This is a genomic window from Bacillus sp. MT94 (genome assembly GCF_058792475.1).
This window is the reverse complement of the sequence record NZ_JBXAEZ010000001.1, coordinates 206464-228247: the sequence shown is the minus strand read 5'-3', so window position 1 is coordinate 228247 and position 21784 is coordinate 206464. Positions and strand designations below refer to the sequence as shown.

Annotated in this window: 21 protein-coding genes and 1 pseudogene; 5 read left to right on the top strand and 17 right to left on the bottom strand. The window is 33.2% G+C overall.

Annotated elements, in window-relative coordinates; translation table 11 throughout:
• Positions 1 to 71 precede the first annotated feature (71 nt).
• On the top strand, positions 72 to 680 hold the full coding sequence (locus AC1Q51_RS01060) for an NUDIX hydrolase (protein WP_097924379.1): 609 nt from the start codon (positions 72 to 74) through the stop codon (positions 678 to 680).
• Positions 681 to 727: 47 nt separating this feature from the next.
• Here the strand turns inward: AC1Q51_RS01060 and AC1Q51_RS01055 are convergent, their stop codons facing one another.
• The 8 genes from AC1Q51_RS01055 to AC1Q51_RS01020 all read right to left on the bottom strand — a co-directional run bounded on the left by AC1Q51_RS01055 (position 728) and on the right by AC1Q51_RS01020 (position 8403).
• A complete protein-coding gene (locus AC1Q51_RS01055; RefSeq protein ID WP_025118474.1) occupies positions 728 to 1066 on the bottom strand; it encodes an SdpI family protein in 339 nt (112 codons plus the stop codon).
• 70 nt (positions 1067 to 1136) lie between these two features.
• On the bottom strand, positions 1137 to 1964 hold the full coding sequence (locus AC1Q51_RS01050; protein WP_492331319.1) for a peptidoglycan-N-acetylglucosamine deacetylase: 828 nt from the start codon (positions 1962 to 1964) through the stop codon (positions 1137 to 1139).
• Between the two features lie 118 nt (positions 1965 to 2082).
• Positions 2083 to 2955 (bottom strand): aminoglycoside 6-adenylyltransferase, encoded by an 873-nt coding sequence (locus tag AC1Q51_RS01045; RefSeq protein WP_097924375.1) that lies wholly within the window; start codon positions 2953 to 2955, stop codon positions 2083 to 2085.
• A 133-nt stretch (positions 2956 to 3088) separates the two neighbouring features.
• Positions 3089 to 3760 carry an O-methyltransferase gene (locus AC1Q51_RS01040; protein ID WP_090976720.1) on the bottom strand — a complete coding sequence of 224 codons (672 nt, stop codon included), beginning with the start codon at positions 3758 to 3760 and terminating at the stop codon, positions 3089 to 3091.
• Between the two features lie 147 nt (positions 3761 to 3907).
• On the bottom strand, positions 3908 to 4627 hold the full coding sequence (locus tag AC1Q51_RS01035; protein WP_000818985.1) for a 3-ketoacyl-ACP reductase: 720 nt from the start codon (positions 4625 to 4627) through the stop codon (positions 3908 to 3910).
• A 227-nt stretch (positions 4628 to 4854) separates the two neighbouring features.
• Positions 4855 to 5928 (bottom strand): envelope stress sensor histidine kinase HitS, encoded by a 1074-nt coding sequence (hitS, locus tag AC1Q51_RS01030; RefSeq protein ID WP_139213212.1) that lies wholly within the window; start codon positions 5926 to 5928, stop codon positions 4855 to 4857.
• Positions 5925 to 6602 (bottom strand): envelope stress response regulator transcription factor HitR, encoded by a 678-nt coding sequence (hitR, locus tag AC1Q51_RS01025; RefSeq protein WP_100910588.1) that lies wholly within the window; start codon positions 6600 to 6602, stop codon positions 5925 to 5927. The genes hitS and hitR overlap by 4 nt, the downstream gene beginning before the upstream one ends.
• 40 nt (positions 6603 to 6642) lie before the next feature.
• Positions 6643 to 8403 (bottom strand): ABC transporter ATP-binding protein, encoded by a 1761-nt coding sequence (locus AC1Q51_RS01020; protein WP_053564725.1) that lies wholly within the window; start codon positions 8401 to 8403, stop codon positions 6643 to 6645.
• A 240-nt stretch (positions 8404 to 8643) separates the two neighbouring features.
• Between AC1Q51_RS01020 and AC1Q51_RS01015 the strand changes: the two genes are divergently transcribed.
• Positions 8644 to 9408, top strand: coding sequence for an alpha/beta fold hydrolase (locus tag AC1Q51_RS01015; RefSeq protein ID WP_023521720.1), 765 nt, complete (start codon positions 8644 to 8646; stop codon positions 9406 to 9408).
• 99 nt (positions 9409 to 9507) lie between these two features.
• Here AC1Q51_RS01015 and entFM read toward each other — a convergent pair whose 3' ends face one another.
• Entirely contained in the window at positions 9508 to 10800 is a 1293-nt protein-coding gene (gene entFM / locus AC1Q51_RS01010; protein WP_098289385.1) for an enterotoxin EntFM, read from the bottom strand.
• Positions 10801 to 11486: 686 nt separating this feature from the next.
• Here entFM and AC1Q51_RS01005 point away from each other — a divergent pair.
• Positions 11487 to 11657 (top strand): hypothetical protein, encoded by a 171-nt coding sequence (locus tag AC1Q51_RS01005; protein ID WP_063547083.1) that lies wholly within the window; start codon positions 11487 to 11489, stop codon positions 11655 to 11657.
• A gap of 46 nt (positions 11658 to 11703) precedes the next feature.
• Here AC1Q51_RS01005 and AC1Q51_RS01000 read toward each other — a convergent pair whose 3' ends face one another.
• On the bottom strand, positions 11704 to 12306 hold the full coding sequence (locus AC1Q51_RS01000) for a nitroreductase family protein (protein WP_002093949.1): 603 nt from the start codon (positions 12304 to 12306) through the stop codon (positions 11704 to 11706).
• Positions 12307 to 12548: 242 nt separating this feature from the next.
• Complete coding sequence (locus tag AC1Q51_RS00995) at positions 12549 to 13502, bottom strand: D-alanyl-D-alanine carboxypeptidase family protein (RefSeq protein WP_001080881.1); 954 nt, start codon at positions 13500 to 13502, stop codon at positions 12549 to 12551.
• A 206-nt stretch (positions 13503 to 13708) separates the two neighbouring features.
• Here AC1Q51_RS00995 and AC1Q51_RS00990 point away from each other — a divergent pair, with 206 nt between their 5' ends.
• Together AC1Q51_RS00990 and AC1Q51_RS00985 are read left to right on the top strand one after the other, a co-directional pair.
• Positions 13709 to 14710 (top strand): S66 family peptidase, encoded by a 1002-nt coding sequence (locus tag AC1Q51_RS00990; RefSeq protein WP_090976228.1) that lies wholly within the window; start codon positions 13709 to 13711, stop codon positions 14708 to 14710.
• A gap of 143 nt (positions 14711 to 14853) precedes the next feature.
• Positions 14854 to 15124: pseudogene (locus tag AC1Q51_RS00985) on the top strand (hypothetical protein); the annotation flags it as partial.
• Between the two features lie 101 nt (positions 15125 to 15225).
• Here the strand turns inward: AC1Q51_RS00985 and AC1Q51_RS00980 are convergent.
• The 6 genes from AC1Q51_RS00980 to AC1Q51_RS00955 form a co-directional block, all read right to left on the bottom strand.
• Positions 15226 to 15672: a DUF6376 family protein gene (locus AC1Q51_RS00980; RefSeq protein ID WP_000695203.1), complete on the bottom strand. Its 447-nt coding sequence runs from the start codon at positions 15670 to 15672 to the stop codon at positions 15226 to 15228.
• Positions 15673 to 15762: 90 nt separating this feature from the next.
• A complete protein-coding gene (locus AC1Q51_RS00975) occupies positions 15763 to 15984 on the bottom strand; it encodes a hypothetical protein (protein ID WP_000459099.1) in 222 nt (73 codons plus the stop codon).
• A gap of 184 nt (positions 15985 to 16168) precedes the next feature.
• Positions 16169 to 16735: an acyltransferase gene (locus AC1Q51_RS00970; RefSeq protein ID WP_001084185.1), complete on the bottom strand. Its 567-nt coding sequence runs from the start codon at positions 16733 to 16735 to the stop codon at positions 16169 to 16171.
• Positions 16728 to 17858: a DegT/DnrJ/EryC1/StrS aminotransferase family protein gene (locus AC1Q51_RS00965; protein WP_078993415.1), complete on the bottom strand. Its 1131-nt coding sequence runs from the start codon at positions 17856 to 17858 to the stop codon at positions 16728 to 16730. The genes AC1Q51_RS00970 and AC1Q51_RS00965 overlap by 8 nt, the downstream gene beginning before the upstream one ends.
• 19 nt (positions 17859 to 17877) lie before the next feature.
• Entirely contained in the window at positions 17878 to 20439 is a 2562-nt protein-coding gene (locus tag AC1Q51_RS00960; RefSeq protein ID WP_492331318.1) for a glycosyltransferase, read from the bottom strand.
• 107 nt (positions 20440 to 20546) lie between these two features.
• Positions 20547 to 21695 carry a hypothetical protein gene (locus AC1Q51_RS00955; protein ID WP_000664248.1) on the bottom strand — a complete coding sequence of 383 codons (1149 nt, stop codon included), beginning with the start codon at positions 21693 to 21695 and terminating at the stop codon, positions 20547 to 20549.
• Positions 21696 to 21784: the final 89 nt, after the last annotated feature.

The window sequence follows — 21784 nt, the reverse complement described above, 5'->3', positions numbered from 1 at the left end:
CCCTTTTTCTTTATTTTCCCAAAATTCAATACGAATATTGTATAATAAAATTTGCAGAAAGGGGAATTAAAATGACAGAGTGGTTAACAATATTTGATTCTGAAAGAAATACACTTGGGAAGAAATTACGCGATGAAGTGCATCGTGACGGTGATTGGCACGAAACATTTCATTGTTGGTTTGTAGAAAAAGATAATGAAGATATGTTTTTATATTTCCAATTACGCTCTAAAAATAAAAAAGAAGCTCCATGTATATGGGATATTACTTCAGCTGGACATATTATGCATGATGAAGATGTACAAATTGGTGGTCTTCGTGAAATTGAGGAAGAATTAGGGCTTTCCTTTCAAACTAATGATTTAACATACAAGGGAATCTTTAAAATAGATTATGAAATTTCAAATCTTACTGATCGTGAATTTTGTCATATGTATTTTCACAATGTCATCAATCCACTTCCATTCGCACCAGGTGAAGAAGTAGACGATGTGATGAAAGTACATGCAACTTCTTTTCTACAACTATTAAAAGGAGAGATTTCATCTTTAACGACTATTTCAGTCTTAAACAATACATCGATTACGATAACATTTGAAGATATTTATCCGTATGATCTTGCATACTATGAATTTGTTATAGAGCAAGGAAAAGAATTATTAAAAAATAATAGTTTATAAATAAAATAGGACTCCTAGCATAATATTGCGTAGAGTCCTATTTTTTATTATTGTTCAAGTATTTTTAATCTACTCTCTACTTGTATAAATAAACGAATGATTAATAACAGCATAACCACTATAATCGCTATTATTGTATGTGGATATCTAAACAGTATACTAATAACACTTCCAATTAACATCATGATAAATCCGTTTTGCTTCATCACTTCTGCACTATACCTGTTACCCGCATCCCATAATTCCTTATTTTTCATAGATCGTTTCGTACGATAACCATATGCCGCATTAATATCGGTCGGTGGATTTTTTTGAAGAATAATTGCCGCAAGTATAAAAATAATACCAATCAATATGCTTATTCCTATGTTTACTAGTGCATCAATCAATTATATCCCCCCTAACTTACACTTTCATTATACGACACACCCCTTATTTTTCCAATTTATAACACATTCACTTTCTTTCTTTCGATGTCTGGAACATACTTGGAAGTGTTACAAAACGTGCCCCTTTCGTTTTTAACTGCGGAATGATTTTGTCTAGTGCATCAACAGATCCTTGTAAATGCCCACCTGGAGTAGAATGCTGCAGTATGACACTACCTGGAAATGAATTCCCTAACACATTATTTGTAATCGTATCGGCACTTACACCTTTCCAATCAACTGTATCAACACTCCACTGTACAATCATAAAATTTTGCTCAGTTGCCCAATTCAATTGATTTTCAAGTATTTCACCATACGGTGGACGTATAAATTTAGGAGCATAGCCGGCTAAACGTTTTAATATTTCTTCCGTTTTTATAATTTGATTACGGTACTCAGCGTCATTTACTTTCGCTAAATTCGGATGATTGTACGTATGATTACCAATTACATGCCCTTCATTTGCAATACGCTTTACTACGTTCGGAAATTTTTCTGCGTTTTCACCAAGTAAGAAAAAAGTAGCTTTTACATTATGTTGTTTTAACTTATCTAATATTTTTGGCGTGAATTCTGAATCTGGTCCATCATCAAATGTAAGAGCTACTTCCGCTTTATTATACGGTCCTGAAAATGCGTACGCATATTTTTCAACCCATGTAAATGGTGTCCACGATCCACGATCATCTGCTTTCATTTGTACTTCATAGCTTTGAGGGATATATGCGTATGGCAATGCGCTTATATAGTCTCCATAATAAAATGAGTTATATGGCATATAAGCATACGAAACATCTCGTTCTAGTCCCCATTGATATGGATCAAACATTTCTAGCGAATAAAAATAATACATGATAAAAAACCTCCCTAAATTTTCATATGTAATTCATCTGCACTTTGTTAGAGAAATTGTTATTCATAAACAAAAATAAGACTGTCCTTAATTAGGACAGTCTTACTGCTTACTATTATTAATAAATCGATGTACTATCTTTTGGCAAAGCTTTCACATGTTTTAAATAGTTCGTCACTTTATCATCATCATCTTGCGGATATTGATATTCATATGTGTTAGCGATTTCGTTCGCCACTTCCCTAAATAAATCACCCATGACAAAGAATGACTCCCATATGTTTTCATATTCTGCATTAGAAAATGTTCTTTTAAATTGCACCCACATATCTTTTTCAATATATTGCTCGAAATGCTTTCCAAACTTCCCTGCATTAACTGTAAAATCTGTTTTCATACCAATATACCATTCTAGCATTACGATGAACATATCTCGCACTGGTCCCTCAAGCATTCCTTTTGCATAAGAAAGCTCTTCTCTCCATAGCCCTTTTGCCACATTCGTACTACACCACCAAAATTCATTACAACAATCCAAAAACTCTTTTTCTGTAGGCTTTTTTATTAAGTAATCTTTATCGCTTGCTGGCGGGAATCCTTCCATACACTTATCTTTATCGAGAAGTAATTTACTTAAACTATCTTGTCCAACGAACTTTTTTATTAACTCAACTGGAACTAGCGTTAAATCAATCCGATTCCCATCCATGAACTGCATTAAATACGGAAACTTCCCATCTTCATCTGGTTGAACTAACGACATTTCTTCTGGCATTTGTACTATCATTATTTCTCCAAATCTATGAACCCAATTATGATTAGACGTAAAAGATTGTATATCATTTACAACATACATAATATCATAGTCTTGAAAACAATCTCTTTTCACATTTGGATTTACACGCGATCCATTCATGATAACTGCTCGAATTCTTCCATCCTCTTTTGCTGTATTAATAATTAAGTCTAGCATTTCTTTTTCAGTTCTCATCTACTTATAGCCTCCAATTTTTTGATATATAATATAGTGTTATGTATGTCGGAGGCCCACGAGCTAATCTCGTTATACAAGATACATGTTATAATTTTTCAAACATCTTTTTCATTCTATCTATCTCCTTACCTCATTCTTTTACGATTGCCATTACAAATCCATCGTATCCCTTACTTCCGACAGTTTGAAGCGCTGTAGCACTAACACGTGGCTCAGCAGCTATTAATTCATAGAAACGACGTATCCCTTGTACACGAGGATCGGTACTAGTATTGTCAATAACTTCTCCTTCACGTACTACGTTATCCCCAATAATTACAGTACCCGGTCGTGATAGTTTTAGTGCCCATTCAAAATAAGCAGGGTTATTTTGTTTATCAGCATCTATAAAAATAAAATCAAACGGTTCATACTTCTCGTTTTCTATTTGTTGTAAAGAATCTAACGCTAATCCTGTTCGTATTTCAATTTTATCAGTCAAATTAGCACGCTCAATATTGCTACGTGCAATTTCAGCATGTTTTTCACTTGCTTCCAATGTAACAACTCGGCCTCCAGATGACAATGCTCTAGCAAGCCATATCGTGCTATACCCGCCTAGCGTGCCAATTTCTAAAACATTACGAGCCCCTTGAATTTGTACTAATAGTTGTAAAAACTTCCCTTGCATTGGTGATACATCATGTGCTGGCAAATTAGCTGCAACATTAGTTTGAAGAACCCCTTCTAATGTAGAATCTTTCGGTATTAATACATCACTCATATATTGATCAACAGCCGTCCATTTTTCAATTGTACTCATGTAAATACCATCCCTTTCAATTTCCCAATGCTTTCTACCATTCACTTTTAATTATACCGAAAATTCTGTCTCCAATACAAAAAATAAAGAAGGGACATCTACCCCTTACAGAATAGATATCCCTTCTTTTAAAGTTAAATTTACTTCCTATGGATTAGTAGACCAAAGCCCAGCAGATTTAATAAATGTACGTTTATTTAATTTCAGCTGCGCTACGATAAATTCTGCAATATCTTCTGCTTGCATTACTTTATCAGGGTTTCCATCAGTTAACCCTAAATCTACAGCCATATCAGTCGCTACTGTACTTGGAGTTAAAGCTGTTACACGAATGTTATGTTTGCGAACTTCCATCGCTAACGATTCTGTTAGGCCAAGGACACCAAATTTAGAAGCACTATATGCACTTGTTACAGGTGCACCTTTTTGTCCTGCTGTAGATGAAATGTTAATGATATCACCAGATTGTTGTTCAATCATGCTCGGTAAAGCAGCACGAGTTGCATAATATACACCCATTAAGTTTACTTGAATGATTTTTTCCCAATCAGCAACATCTAGTTCTAAAAACTTACCGAATTTAGAAATACCAGCGTTATTAATTAAAATATCGATAGATCCTAAACCATTTTTTAACGTTTCAATCGCAGTTGTTACTTCTTCGTATGAAGAAACATCAGCAGTTGCAATAACGGCTTTTACACCTTCTGCTTCTACTTCTTTCGCTACAGCTTTTAAGTTTTCTTCTGAACGAGCTAATAAGCCTACATTTACGCCTTCTTTCGCTAATGCGATTGCTACAGCGCGACCAATCCCTCTACCTGCTCCTGTAATTAAAGCATTTTTACCTTGTAATAATTCTGCCAAGTATAACACTCCTTAATCATCTCTGTTATGTATTATATTAAAATTGTATCTATGTTTATGTAAAAAGGCAATGATGCACTTTCATGTGCGTAGGTTACTTGTAGGTAACTATAGAAAATTACTATTAATTCATTGCACATATTTATCCTTATTCATGCAAAATAAAGACACCCTCCTCATAAGAGAGTGTCTGCGTATGAAATAAAAAATGGTTCTTTATCACTACACTATTTTTCTTCATAATTAGGAATACACACAATAAATTCAGTGCCATTCCCTTCCTCACTCTCAACTTTTATTTCCCCATGATGAAGATCGAGTACTTTTTTTACAATAGCTAAACCTAAGCCACTTCCTCCATAGGCACGATTTCGTGAAGAATCCGCTTTATAAAAACGCTCAAAAATATGTTGTTTCTGTTCTTCTGATATACCGATTCCCGAATCATGGATGCGCACTTCCACTACTGTTTCATGTTCCTTTAACTGAATAGTAATCGTGCCACCGCTTGGAGTAAATTTAATACTATTATGAATTAAATTAATCCACACTTGACTCATACTTTCTTGGTCAGCAATAACATGTACTTTTTCTAAATCTAGTTCTAACTCGATTTCTTTTTCAGCCCAGAGCGGTTCACTATTTAACACAATTTGCTTTAACTGCTGATCTAATCGATAACTCACTCTTTCTGGTATATACTCTTCTGATTCTAAAAGAGTTAGCTTCAATAAGTTTTGACTTAGTTTAGATAATCTCGTTGTTTCAGTTTCAATAATGGTAAGATAATGTTTTCTTTTTTCCTCAGAAAGATTATCGTCTTGTAGTGCTCTAGCAAACCCTTTTATAGAAGTTAATGGTGACTGTATTTCATGAGAAACATTCGATACAAATTCTTGTCTCATTTTCTCCATCGTATTCAGTTCATCTGTCATATCATTTATACTTTTTACGAGCACACCAATTTCTCCATCATACTTTTCTTCATTTCGTATTTTTACGGAGAAGTCTCCTTTTGCAATTTTTTGTATCGGTTCAATAATAGTCCAAATCATTGCCTCTCGTTTTGGCCTCATTAATATTCCAATTAATGTCCAAATAAGAATAATAAATACAAAACCGACCATATCACTAATTAGAAAGGCAACAAATGGCGATACGTTTACGTCAAAAGCATTCAATATACTAGTTGCTACATAAAATGCGATAGACCAAATGATAGTAAGAAAAGAAAAGAGCGCTAATACCGCTCCAAATACTTTCAGCATCTTCAACTTACTCATCCGTTTTCTTTTTCTCATTTACTTACCTCTAAGCGATACCCTAATCCTCTTATTGTTTTAATACTAAAATTCGACTGTTCTTCTTGAAACTTCTCACGTAACCGATTAATATGAACGTCTAGTGTACGTTCATTCCCTTCAAAGTCATATCCCCATATTTCCTCAATTAATTGCTCTCTCGAACAAGTTCTTCCCGATTTAGACCCTAAAGTAAAGAGTAACTCAAATTCTTTTAACGGTAACGTAACCGTTTGTTCTCCAGATGTAACTTCGAATGTTTTACGATTTAATAATACATTTCCAACTTGAATCGATTGTGAAACTGTAATTTGGTAACGTTTCAATAATGCCTTTACTCTCACTACTAGTTCTATAGGGTCAAATGGCTTTACAAGATAATCATCTGTTCCAAGGTGAAATCCTTTTACTTTTTGTGATGTTTCCCCTTTGGCAGTTAGCATCAGAACCGGGATATCATAGTATTTTCTTAATTCAAAACATACATCAAATCCATCCATATTTGGCATCATGATATCAAGAATAACCATATCGACTTTTACGTCATCCATTTTCCGAAGTGCATCTACTCCATCAATTGCCTCATATGTTTGAAAACCTTCTCGTTCTAAAAATACAGAAACGAGTTCCCTAATGTGTGGATCGTCGTCTACTATTAAAATTTTAGGTATCAAAGGAACCATTTCCTTTCTACTTAGCATCTAATATATTTTTTTAAAATGCACCCTCTTTAATTTTCAATTGTTGCGTTGCAAACTCACGATACATATCATGCGTCTGTAATAATTCATCATGCGTACCACTACCTGTAAGATTCCCTTTTTCAATAAAGATAATTTTATCTGCATCTACAACAGTAGAAAGTCTATGCGCAATCACTAACGTTGTTCTGCCTTTCATTAAGTTATTTAACGCTTTTTGAACGACAGACTCAGATTTACTATCTAAGCTTGAAGTTGCCTCATCGAGCATAAGAATTTGCGGATTTCGAAGTAACGCTCGGGCAATGGCAATTCGCTGTCTTTGTCCACCAGAAAGCTTCACACCGCGTTCTCCAACTTCTGTTGCATAACCGTTTGGTAAGTCATGAATAAATGCATCAACATATGCCATTGCTGCTACTTTTTCAATTTCTTCATCCGTTACTTCACCTTCAACGCCGTAACAAATATTATCACGAATCGTTCCATCGATTAACGGACTATCTTGTGATACGTAACCGATTTGACGTCGCCATGACTGTAATGAATAACTCGTAATTGATTCTTTTCCTAATTTAATGGCACCACTAGTTGGCTCATAAAAACGTTCCAGTAATGAGAATAACGTTGTTTTCCCACTACCACTTGGTCCTACAATCGCTGTCACTTTTCCAGATTCAATTGTAAAATCAATATTTTTCAAAACTTGCTCTTCTTCGTTATACTCAAAATGTACATTTTCAAGAACGATCGGTTGCTTAGCATTTGTCACTTTCACACCAGTTTCATGATCTTCTACTTTATATTCTAAAATCGTACTAATTCTTTCCGTTGCACCAATTGCCTTTTGGAATTGTGTAAAGAACATAGATAATTGACTCATCGGCATTACAATTTGAACTAAATACAAAATAAACGCTACAAGTTCACCAGTTGTTAATGCACCGCTAGAAACTCTCATCCCGCCATATCCTACGATAATAACAAGTAGTGCCATTAAAACAAACGACATAACTGGCGAAATTAATGCTTGCACTTTTCCTTCTTTCAAACCAAATTGTAATAACTTTTGTATGCCTGTATTACCCGTTTCATATTCTCTTTTTTCTGTATTTGAAGATTTCACTAAACGAATTTCTGATAACACTTGCGTTAACACACTTGTAAAAGATGCCGTTTCATCTTGAAGCGCTTTTGAAATCTTATACATTTTTCGTCCAAGTGGAACTAAAATTAATACAGACAACGGAATAACCGTTAAAAGTAACGCAGTCATTTTCCAATCTAACACAAATAATACAATTAACGATCCAACAATTGAAATACCACCTGTTAATAAGTTTGACAAATGCTCAGAAATTAACGTTTTCACAACACCTGTATCATTCGTCATACGGCTAATGGTATCACCTGTTCTATTTTGATCGTAATAAGATACCGGCAAGATAAGTACCTTTTTCCACAAACGTTCTCTTAGTCCCGCTACAATCTTCTGCCCAATATAATTTAGTAAATATATAGACAACCCTGCCGCAATAGTTTGCATTACAAAGAAAGCAACTAACCCAACAATTTGTCCTGCACTAATTGAAGAAAGCGAAAAATTATCTACTAATCCTTTTGTTAGCATAGGAATAAATAAACTCGCTCCCGTAGAAAGCAAACTCATTAATAACGCAAAAATTAAAATTCCTTTCGGAGGATTTGTATCTTGAATAAGGCGTAAAAACTGCCTCCAGCTCCCTTTTTTCTTCATTTCATTTCTAACTTCCATTCCTGTTCATCTCCTCATGTTAAACCAAACTATTCTTTCTAAAATTAGAATACGATACAAATGTAAACTGAATGTAAACACACTTTTTCTATTTTTACAAAATATACATAAAAACTCATCTTTACAACAGATATAAACATCTGATATTATTACCTGGTACTTAATATTATTCTATGTGAATTATAGATAAATAATTTAAAACACGATATAAATCTCCAGTTAGTGAAAGGAGTATCCTTTTTGCAAACAAATATACATTCTGAAAAGGAAACAATTATTTTTATTCATGGATTAGTTGGCAATCGTCGCGCCTTCAAAAAGGAGCAAAAACGATTTTCTGCCTCTTACAACATTATAACTTATGACTTATTAGGTCACGGTGATGATAAAGGAGAAGCAATCGACTTTTCATTACAGCGTCTCGTAGATCAATTATTAAACTTATATGAACAAGAAGGTATTAAAAAAGCTCATATTTGTGCGCTAAGTTACGGCTGTTACATCTCTACAATTTTTGCACAAATGCATCCAGAAAAAGTATTAAGTATTTGTCATATTGGAGGACATTACAATAACCCTTCTCGCTTATATAGCGTCTTCCAAAATTTTTGGGAGAAGCGAGGGGATGAATACTCTAAATGGCTCTCTCAATACGCAAATACTATTTTTCCAAGTGGTATACTAAAAGCAAATCCGTTTGCAGTCATTTCAAGAAATATTTACTACCGTTTCGGATTACAATTACATTCATCCATTATTGCCCAGTCATTACGACATCGGTTAGAATTCGATTTAAAGTCTAAATTAAAATCACTTCCTCACCCTATACTATGGGTAATGGGAGAGCATGATCATCTCTATAAATCTTGTCTATTTGATTTGAAATCTATTTTACCTAACGTTCTATATAAGGAAATACCTTTAGCAGGACATGCAGCGAACTTATTTCGTCCTAACTATTTCCATGACTTATATGATCGATTTTTAAATGGAAATTTAAAATAAAAACTATTAAACTTCCAATTTATACAACTATAAAAAGGCTTCCCAAGTTTCCTTGGAAAGCCTTTTCTCTATACGAAAAGTATATAAAACTACTTTTTCTTAGTATGCTTTTGTGTAACCTAATAGATGCTTGCTCCAGTAAGAGTTACTTACAGAACTAATACGTACACCAGTTGCATCTGTTTCTGCACTAATGAACTGACCGTTTCCTAAGTAAACACCCATGTGAGAAGGACCTGATTTATAAGTATTTTGGAAGTATACTAAATCACCTGGTTGTGGATTGCTAGTTTTTGTTTTAGAGCTCCAGTATCCAGCAACTGTTTGACGAGCGCCTTTATGACCAGTTTGATTTAATACGTAGTGAATGAATCCACTGCAGTCAAAACCAGCAGGTGTTGTACCAGCAGTTCTGTATGGTGAACCATTTAAAGATCTAGCGAATCCAGCGATTGAAGATGTATCTCCACCTGTTGTTGGTTTTTGTACGTCTTTACCTGGTTGTTGAACGTTATTTGTAACGTTATTGTTATTGTTATTTGTAACGTTGTTTACTCCGCCTTTTACAAACTTAACGAAGTCTGCACTTACGTAACCCGTGCGGCCGTTATGGTTAATTTTGTACCAGCCATTTTCAGCGCCAGTAACGTTTAGTACTTTACCATTTGTTACTCCACCGATTACAGCGTTGTATGTAGCTGGGCCTGTACGTACTTTTAAAGCACCAGTGTTAACAACATAAGAACCACCAGTTTGAACTGTTGTAGTATTGTTGTTTGTAGTTGGTTGTTGTGTTTGGTTAGATACAGCAGAACCACCTTTTGTTACGAAGTCTTTGCTTACGTATCCAGTTCCACCATTGAAGTTGATTTTAAACCAATCTTGTACTTCACCTACAACTTGTACTGTTTTACCTTTGTTTACAGAACCTAATACTGTATGAGATGTACTTGGGCCTGTACGTACGTTAAGTGAAGAAACGTTTACTGTGTAAGTACCTGTTCCTTGTTGAACAGTCGTTCCTGTTTTGCCACCAGTCGTTACGAAGTCACCACTTACATAACCTGTTTGACCATTTACGTTTACTTTGAACCAACCGTTTTCTTGTCCAACTACTTGTAGCACTTGACCTGATTTCACTTTAGAAATAACGTTATGTCCTGTACCAGCACCTGAACGAACATTTAATACATCAGCAGTTACTGTGTATTTTAATTCAGAAGTTGTTTCTACAGTTTTTGTTTCAGTTACAGTCGTTTGAGTTTGAGTTTGAGTTTGTCCATTAATTTCTTTTAGCGCTTCATTTGAAACTTGTGCATGAGCAGAATCCATTCCTGGAACTGCAACGCCAGCTACAGAAGCTGCTGCTAAACCTGCAATTACTTTTTTCATAAGTTGTCTTTACTTCCTTTCCCTACTATCCTCTTAAAAAAAACTTAAAACTTTAATACTTTACAATATTATCAAAGTAAAATATTCATCCAGTTCCATTTTTTAGCAAGAGTTTTATTTTTCACACAGAGTTCATTTTAAATGAACAAAGTGAAATCCGTGTGAACTTCATGTGAACTTTATCATTAATTATAGTGTTTTTGCAATGATTTTTTCAAATTTCTTATATATCGCATGAAAATTCGACATTTCATTTAATATCTCAATATAAAACATCCCTTTTCTATCTTCTATAAAAAATTCTATTAACCTAATACAAACCACATTATGTATTTCCTTATAAAGCTCCTTACATGAAGTATACTTTCATCATGACAAAAATCACTCTATTTATCAATAGTATAATATTTTTAGAAAACTAAATTTCTATACTATCTACAATTTTGAAATAATTTGACGAATTGTAAGATTTATTTCACAAAAACCATTTCTCCTTTAAAGAAAACACACACTATACCAACTGTTTTCTTTTCCGATAATGGAATTTATAGGATAATCATAGTATTATATATCATAATAAAACTTTAATTAGTAAAGGTTTTATCCCCCCGCTAATTATTAACCCTCACTACTCGGGCTACCCATTAATGCGGAATTTTATTGGAATAAAAAGAGGAGGCATATTTGTGAGAAATATAATAGATGATCCAATACAAAAAAATATAGAGCTATACTATGCTTTTATTCAATTCGTTTCAATGATAACATTACAAAAAGTATCAGCTATTGAAATACGTAAAAATGAATTAAAAAATCAGATGAAAAATGCTGGACAAAAAAACCCTTATTACGTATAAAAAAGGTGAACAGGTTATATTCCTGTTCACCTTTTATCAAATTATTTTATTTATAAATTTTCACACGGTTTTCTAACGGTTGGAATTCTTTTTCACCAGCATGTACTACCGGTTTACCAAATGGCATTTGCGCAGTGAGCTTCCAATTTGCTGGAACATCCCACTCTTTTCTCACTTCTTCATCAATTAGCGGATTGTAATGCTGCAACGTAGCACCAAACCCTTCAATTTCTAAAGCTGTCCAAATTGCAAATTGTAACATTCCTGATGATTGCTGAGACCAAGTTGGGAAATTATCTTTATATAATGCAAAGTTTGCTTGAAGGCCTTCCACAACTTCACTGTCTTCAAAATATAAAACCGTTCCATAACCACTTTTAAATGCATTCATTTTTTCTTCAGTAGGTGCAAAGTTATTTTCAGGTACAATTTTTCTTAATGTTTCTTTCGTAATATCCCATAATTTATCATGTTGTTCTCCTAATAAAACAACAACGCGAGCACTTTGAGAATTAAAAGCTGAAGGTGTATGTTTTACAGCATGATAAATCACTTCTTGAATTTTTTCATCAGAAACTACTTGCTCTTTACTAATTGCATAAATAGATCTTCTGTCTTCAATTGCTGAGTAAAAATCTTTTGCCATCATAATTCCCTCCAATTTTCAATTGAGGCTATTTCATATGTATATGTCATATTACGCCCCTCAAACTTATTATTAATAAGCTTATAACTTTATAATATCACAGCAACAAATAAACTCAAATGATAACACTTGTATTTAGAATCTTTTTCCTTTTTAAAGTTAAAATAAAAAGACCGTTTGTTGTTATCTAAAATTAGTAACAACAAACAGTCTTACTTATGTAGCGATCTAGATTCGTATTTTACTTAATTAACTAATCCAAATGCATACGACATTAACTTATTTGTCTCTGTAAAACGTTTTGTTTTACTTGATGTCCCCATGACCACTGTAATAATTCGATTATCACCTTGCTTTGCAGTCCCCGTAAAACAGTATCCTGCGCTATCTGTAAATCCAGTCTTTAGTCCATCCATTCCTTCTATATATAAACTTTTATTATTTTTATTTAACATGTCGTTTGTGCTTATAACATTAATATTATTAAATGCTAGCTGACTTTGACGTAAGTGAGTCACTTCTAATATTTCCGGATAATCTTTTATAAGATGATACGCCAATTGTGCTACATCACCAGCCGTCATTTTTGTTTCACTTCCATCTGGCTCTTGTAATCCAGAAGCATTTGCAAATTTAGCATGTTCCGACATTTTTAACTGTTTCGCTTTTGCATCCATAAGCTGAACGAAATCTTTCTCCGATTTTGCCATATGTTCTGCTAAAGCCACAGCTGAATTATTAGCTGACTCAATCATTAATGCATGATATAAATCTTTAACAGTTAATGTGTCATTAACTTGTACTGGGATTCTCGCTCCCTCTGTTTGTGCCGCCTTCGCACTCATTTTAACTGGATCTTCCCAGCGAACTTTCCCGTTATGTATACTCTCTAGTAGGAGATACGCTGTCATCATCTTAGACATACTAGCCGGTGCAAAAGCTTCATTTTCATTATATTGATAAATAATATCTCCATCACTCGCATCGATAATCATAGCCGCTTTTGCGTTAATTTCTGGTGGGATGTACTTTGGCGGGACTACTTTTTCAGTAAATCCTGCTTTAGGTAGTTCTGCCACTTGCAAAGGTTGTCCTTCTACATTCGCTACGCTCTTTTGATTTCCTTGGAATAAGAACCAACATATCCCTAAAATAATGACTAATAGGACTGTCATCCTTCCCCATTTTAACCGATTCATTTCAAAACTCCTTTAGCAAACCTTTTATACACTCACATTTAACCTTAACAACAATTCCTTTATACAGTCAAGGTAAAAAGTATATTTATTCATATACAGTAATTATTATTTTAATTTGTTTATGTTACACTAATAATACTGAAATATAAGAATATTCAACAATAAAATCTTGTAAATAAACTATTTAATAGAAGGGATTCATACAAATGCTACTTCCAAAATCATTAAAATATGGAGACACAATTGGGATCTACTCTCCTTCTTCACCAGTAACCTACACTTCCCCAAATAGATTCGGACGAGCAAAATCTTACTTACAACAGAAAGGGTTTCATATATTAGAAGGTTCATTAACAGGTCGATATGATTTTTATCGTTCTGGTAGTATACAAGAGCGTGCTGATGAACTAAATGCCTTGATAAGAAACCCTAATATTTCTTGTATTATGTCAACAATTGGTGGGATGAATTCAAATTCAATATTACCTTATATTGATTATGATGCTTTTCTAAATAACCCTAAAATAATGATTGGATATTCAGATGCAACTGCTTTATTACTAGGAATTTATGCTAAAACAGGAATCCCTACATTTTATGGGCCAGCTCTCGTCCCTTCCTTTGGCGAATTTGAACCTTTTGTTAATTGTACATACAAATATTTTGCAGAAACTTTACTACATGATCAATCTCTTCCTTATCATATAAAACAACCATTATTTTGGTCAGATGAATTTATTAATTGGGAAGAAAAGACGAAGGAGAAAGAACTTCGACCAAACAATTGGATTTCAGTAATTGACGGAAAAGCTACTGGTCGTATTATTGGCGGGAATTTAAACACGATACAAGGAATTTGGGCTAGCCCCTATATGCCACATATTCAAGAAGGCGATATTCTCTTTATTGAGGACAGTTCAAAAGATGCAGCTACTATCGAAAGAAGCTTTTCATTCCTTAAAATTAACGGTGTATTCGATAAAATTTCAGGTATCATTCTTGGAAAACATGAGCAATTTGATGATTGTGGTACAAATCGAAAACCTTTTGAAATACTGTTAGAAGTACTTCAAAATCAAAGAATTCCTTTTCTAGCTGACTTCGATTGTTGCCATACACATCCAATGATCACCATGCCTATTGGTGTTCAAGTAGAGATGGATGCAACAAATAAAACGATACATATTATAGAACCTTGGAAAAAATGAATGCATGGCTTCTATTGTTTTACAATAAAAGCCATGATACTATGTAATTTGGAATGTGAAAGATTAAACAAAATAGGTTCCAATATCTATTATTAGAAAAATTAGGTATAAATATATATTTATATGCAAAAGAGAGTGAATAAATGAAACCAACTATTAAAAATTATGTATTTTTACATGTAGCTTTTTGATATATTCTATCATTATGGTTTACATGAAATGGGCAGCTCAATTCCCAATTGCTTCCACCTAATTTTTGTTACTTATTTCGGACTAGTTGTACTTTTATTCGGATATGCAATGTTATGGCAACAAGTAATTAAACATTTCGAAATTTCAAAAGCATATTCACATCGCGGGATTATTATACTATGGTCAATGCTTTGGTCAGTATTTCTATTTGGAGATACGATTTAGTGGAATCATTTACTTGGTGCAGCTATTATTATCGTTGGTGTAATCGTTTATTGTATCCAATAATAAAAAGCTCCGTTTATCACAAACGGAGCTTTTTACTATTGACCTAAATTTTGCACCTTATCTTTCAAATCTCGAACTTGATCTACCGTCTGCATAAGCTCTGAGTTTTTAAATTGCTCTACATCCACTTTTCCTTCTTCTATCTTTGTCATCGCCGTATCAATTAACGTATTTAACTTTTCGTTATATCCGACGATTTGTTGATGAAGATCCTTTGCTACATCAGGTGGCGTTAATTCATTGAATGCGGGTATATCTTGTTTAATTTCACTAAGCTTCGTTTCTAATTCTTTTCGAGCCTCGCTATCATTAACGGCCTTTTCTGCTAATGCTGGTGCATCGTTTGCAAATGCACTTATTTCATTTACATAGTCTGTCGCCTTTTGAGCATAATCTATGGAGTTCTTTCCTTCTTCCACTATTGAACATCCCATTAAACCAATTGAAACTATAAATACTAATAAAATTGATTTTATTTTCATTTTAGACTCCCTTCGTCTTTATCATTGTCTGTAATTTTCTCTATACATAACTTCTAGCTAAATTGTTTATAACCTTTTTCAAATAGCTATTTATCCTCTTACATGCCCTATTATCGTTACAACATCTATTTCTATATGTACGCTTATAATATCTTCAATTATATCCATATATCCTTGTCCTATAGCTGTTCCATAGTGTAATGTAAGCCCCTTCTTTTCATACACTGACTTTGGCACTGAAAAAATAAATCTCCTCAAGTTTCTTTCATCAGCTGGTTCCATAATTAAAACAATCCCATCCTCATCAAACATATACGCTCGCCCTCCAACTTTACATTCACTATGGCTCAGTATTGCCTTGGTCAGCAAAATTTAAAACATAATAAGTTAAGATACACTCCGCTCTATCATAAAGTGAAACTTTAATTAGCCCTCACCAGTCGAATCTTTACCAGCAAATAGCGGGATAAAAATAAAAAGCATTCATTCTTTTTTGTTAAGAATGAATGCTTTTTAAAAAATCAATTTCTAACTCTAGCATCTTTTTTTGACGAGGTTTTACTTTCCTTACGGGAACTCCAGCGTAAATATACCAATCATCTAAACTCTCTTTTACCATACTCATCGCGCCGACTGCCGTTCCTTCTCCTACCGTTACATTTGGAAAAATAATAGAATTAGCACCAATAATCACATGTTTTTTTAAAATAACTTTTTCTGCTTTCACATTCCTATATTGATTCGGGACGGTTGGCCCCATTAATGTATTTCCACTGAAATCATCAAGTACTGCATATACGATTGTTTTAGCTGAGATGTTTGCAAAATCATGCATTTCAATCCCAACTTCCCCTCCATATAACGCTGTATACGCTGATATGTGCGAATAACTTCCAATTGTGATTTTACCACTTAAAATGCAAAAATCATCAATTCTTACATGATTGCCAACTGATATAGCACTCGGATTATATATACTTGCTTTTTTACTAACCAATACATTTTTCCCAACAGATAAAAATCCAATTTTCTTTAGTTCTTCTTGACTATAAAAACTATTCATCTACCGACACCACCTTCTGCTCTAAACAGATTACAATTTGCTCTACTAGTTCTTTCGTCATTCCTTCCCATAAAGGTAAACTTACGATTCGTTTTGCTATTTTATTCGTTTTTGTTAAATCTGTAGACTTATAGTTTTTAAAAAGAACTTGTTGGTGGCAAGATGGTGAAAAGTATAATCTAGCTTCTATTTTCTGTTTTTTCAGTTCTTCTATTACTTGTATGTTGCGAACTTCTTCTGGACAAATGATAGGCATAAATTGGTGAATAACTGCTTCTGTCTTTTGGACATTCCACCCTTTTTTCATTAGCCCAGTATTTTGTAACAACTGTTTATACCATTCAGAAATACGGGTGCGTTCTTTTAATTTTTGATCCCACTTTTTTATAGTCGCAATCCCAATAGCTGCTGCGTATTCAGACATTTTACAATTAAACCCCATCATCGTGCATTCACGATTTTTATCAAATCCGAAATTCCCCATTCTTTTAATACGTTGTATATCTTCTTCGTTTTTACTATATATGAGCCCTCCTTCACCAATTCCGAACGGCTTTGTTGCATGAAAGCTATATACGATCATTCCACTAAAATCTTGACCGTAATGCATCCCTCCATTCATTAATCCAAATCCCGGCGCCGCATCTACGACAACCGGAATCCCCTTCTTCTCTAATTCTTCATATTCTTCTAAGTTCATCCATGATCCAAAGGTGGCGTACGGGACAACAATCGCAACCTCTTCTTTTAATTCTTCTATCTTATCCAAAAGTACCGTTTTATCCATATACCAATCATCTATTGAAATATCAATAAAGTAAGGTTCCAATCCACACCAAATAGCGGCTAAGGCAGTCGCAGGGAATGTAAAGCTAGGCATGAGAGCATACTTTCCCTTTCTTCTTTTCTTTAGTTGAATAGCCGCCATTAACCCTAACGTTGCGTTTGCTACTGTTGTAACAGCTCCCCTGTTTTGAAAAAATGACGACATAATTGTTTCCTCAAAACGTTGATTTATAGGTCCATAATTCGTATATATGTGAGATGTATCAATTTCCTTCAATTCGTCCAAATACTCACTTACAGGTACAGTTGAAGCACGTAAAAAAGGAATATTCTCCATATCTATCTATTCCTTCCTATCATTTTCGGACAATATAGAGCATATCTGTTTCAGATAATCCAAATTTCCTAGCACTTTTCATTCCTTGTTTTTCTGCTATGTTATATAATTCTACCTTAAATCCTGCATTCATTAATCGTTGAATAAATCCCGATTGATTATAAATTCTCACATGATCTTCTTGACCAAAAGCTAGTTTCCTCAATTGTGGTGTTACAATTAATTCATTCTCTACAATAAAATCTACATTCATTACGATTGGTACTTGAATAATTCCCCATCCATTTGGCTTTAACACTCTATATAACTCTCGCATTGCTTTGTCATCATCAGGAACGTGTTCTAACACATGACTACATAATATTACATCAAAAGTATTACTATCATATGTAATCCTTGTAACATCAATTTCCTTCATTAATGGATCCTTTGGTTCTAAGTCACCACATACATACGTAATATTTTTATACTCGTTAAACCAATCTCTTAACTTCGCTTCAGGTGCAATATGAAGCATTGTATGGTTTCTATTTAACAAGTCCGTTTCCGTTTCAATGTACGCACGATACAATCTTTCACGATCCATCGAATTACAAACTGGACATATCCCTGTATCTTTATTCCACATCTCAAATTTATATTTCGGAAAATCATAATGTGCTGGCCAAGGTGAAAATTTTTCAAATTGTTGATTGCAATATTGACAATAACAACATTCTTTCTCGAACATATGAGCAACTAACTTGTTTAAGCCTTTTTTTATCTTTTCATTATAAATTTGATCTAGTTCGCCATTTCTTACTGCATCCTTAACTATAAATCCCGCATTTTCTAAACAATAAGATAAACTCTCTTTATACTCACTTTCGGAGCTTAAAAACCCACTATTATATGCATCTATAATTAATTCAATCCACTCTTCAATTGTCATTAAAATAAAATGCATTTGTTTTTGATTTTGTCCACTATGCTGTCTAAAATAACTAAGAGGTTCATGTATATAAACTACTTTTCCTTTCCTCATCATATCTAGCCAAGTTGCAATGTCATTAATAGCAGAATAAGCCTTTCCTTTAAAATATCCAAACTTCCCGTCAAACAAATTCCGATTAAACAAAACAGTTGTCGGCTCACCAACTACATTTTTCAAGTTTTTTAACATATAATTCCCTAATTCTTTTCCTTCAAAAAGTGTAGTTTCTTTCGCGATTTTCATATTCAATGTTGAAGGTGGTAATATCTCTCCATTCTCATCAATCAGTTCACGATATGACGTCACAAATGAAATATTTTCTAACGTCAAAAAGTATTGCATCATTCTCTCGATCTTTTCATGATGAAATAAATCATCATCTAATAAAAAGTTTATATAGTCCCCATCCGCAAGTTCTACACACTTATTAAAGTTTTCGGCAACTAACGGCGTTTCATTTTTAACATATGTAATACACTCATATTCACGTAAGTACGGTTGAATCATAGCATTGACTTCATTATTTGTACTGTCGTCAGAAATAATAATTTCAATATTTTCATATGTTTGATTCAAAGCGCTGTTGAGTGCTAATTCCAAGTAATAAGGTCTATTGTATGCAGGAATAAGTATACTTACTTTCGGTAAAGAAGAATTATTATTTATATGTTGTTTTTTCTTTTCTATGTTTATTTTCTTCGCTCTAATTTTTTGGTAATAGTCTAATGTATATAATATTGATGATGGAACTATCCTTCTTGCATAATCTAGAAAATTAGTTATCGCTTTGTCTAACTCTTTTTCAGTGGATAAGAAACCATATTGTTCTCCTGCTATAATACTGTGTGAAAAATCTTCTAACCCATCCATCATTTTATTAGATTCATTTAACTGTTGATCTGGATGTAATCGAAAGTAACTAAGTGTCTCTGCTATATATACAGCTTTTCCTTTACTTAATAAAGATAACCATGAAGCTATATCTACGTTACATAAATACCGCCTCTTATCAAAAATCCCAAACGGTTCTTGTAAATCATTTTTACGAAATAAAACTGTTGTCGGTTCTCCAATATAATTTTTTTGATCCACAATTACCTTATTTCCTAATTCTGTTCCCGCTATAATGGTATCCTCTTCAAATAAACGGACAGTCGAATAAATATGTCGTAGCTCTTTCCCTTTATCATCAATGACTTGACGATGAGATGTTACAAGCTTAATTTCATTATCTAAATCATCGAAAAAATACTTCATCATTTTTTCAATTTTATTCACATGAAATACATCATCATCCATTAAAAAATTTATATATTCACCGTTCGCTTCATTAAATAACATTAGCGCATTTTCAAATTGTCCGAGAGTTGATCTATTTTTTATATAAATAATATTTGAATGATCACATAAGTATTTTTGTAACACTTTTTCTGTTTCATCATTCGTGCTGTCATCTCCAACTATAATTTCTATATTAGGGTACGTTTGTTCTAACACACTACATAGCGCCTTTTCAAAGTAACGAGGACGATTATACGTAGGAATTAATACACTTACCAACGGAAGTTGCTCTACCACCTCTTCAGTTCTTTCAATACGAGTTCTCATTTTAACTCTCTCACCTCTTCGCATATTATTTATATACGCGACACAAAAATCACATTACTTTAACTGTATGGAGCCTATATACTTTTATGCAAACATGAAACAAATTATCATACTTTTCGTTCCTGAATAAACATATTTAATAATGCGGACATTTTATTTGCACCTTTTTTATTCATATGATCACTATCATAAAAATCATCGTCACAAAATAATGGCGAATCAAATAGATCTATAATTTGAAAAGAATATTGAGTTTGAAAATCATTTATAACTTTATAAAAATCTTCTTTTAATTTTTTACTACTACAATTGAAATAATGTGAAGTAACAGGGAACACAACAATTAGTGGCTTTATATCATTTTTTAACAGTAAATCTAAATATTTTTTAAAAATCATTTTATTTTCAACTAAAGTATGAGGGTACGACAATTTAGCATGTGAAGCTGCTCTTATTTTCCCGTGTTCTTCAAAAGGAATGTGAAGAGGAGTGGTATTCCACTCAGCATTTATCCAAGGCAGTATCAATGATTCATCTTTTAGTTCATCTAATAAAATATATTCAAAATGCAAATTAAAAATAGAAAGAAGTGGTTTCGGAGTATTTAGATGTGAGAATCCATCAGTGGGTAGAGGAGAGTGAACTACAGTATGATGACCATCTTGAAACAATGGATAATATACTTTGTGAATTCTATATGATTCGGAGGATAACGACATATCAAAGTAAAACGAGAAATAGGCTATTCCTATTAAACAATATTGAAATGAATGATTGTTTGATAAAAGTTGTGACGCTATTAAATAATCATAGTATAGATCTTGCGATGGAAGTGTTAATTTTATTGACTTTTTTGAGAGAAGCTCCGTACTTATGCCACAATGCGGATAAGACAAACCGGTAGCAAACAATTCATACGTCGGATCACTCTTTGCTTTTTTCATAGAAATGTATAAAGACATAAGATCCGGATTTATTTGATAGATAGAAATTAATTTATCCTTCCATTCATACATGTATTTTGTTAAATTAATAATTTTTGAACTTTGCACGCCCCTATTTATCAAGTCATTTGTAAGTTTTTCTGCGTCCCCTCTCCAAATGACTATATATTGAAAAGAACTTTCTATACGAACAACATCTGAAACGTCCACAACATGAACTATTGTTTTACATTTATTTTTGTCTAACGTATTTCGAATCCTATCCCCTGATAATTCATCACTTAAAACAATGATTTTATATTGCTCCTTCATGTACATCCCCTCCATTATATGTATAATATGAAATTCATTTTTAATTCGTAACAATCATATACACCTGCAATCTAACAAAAAAAATAGCT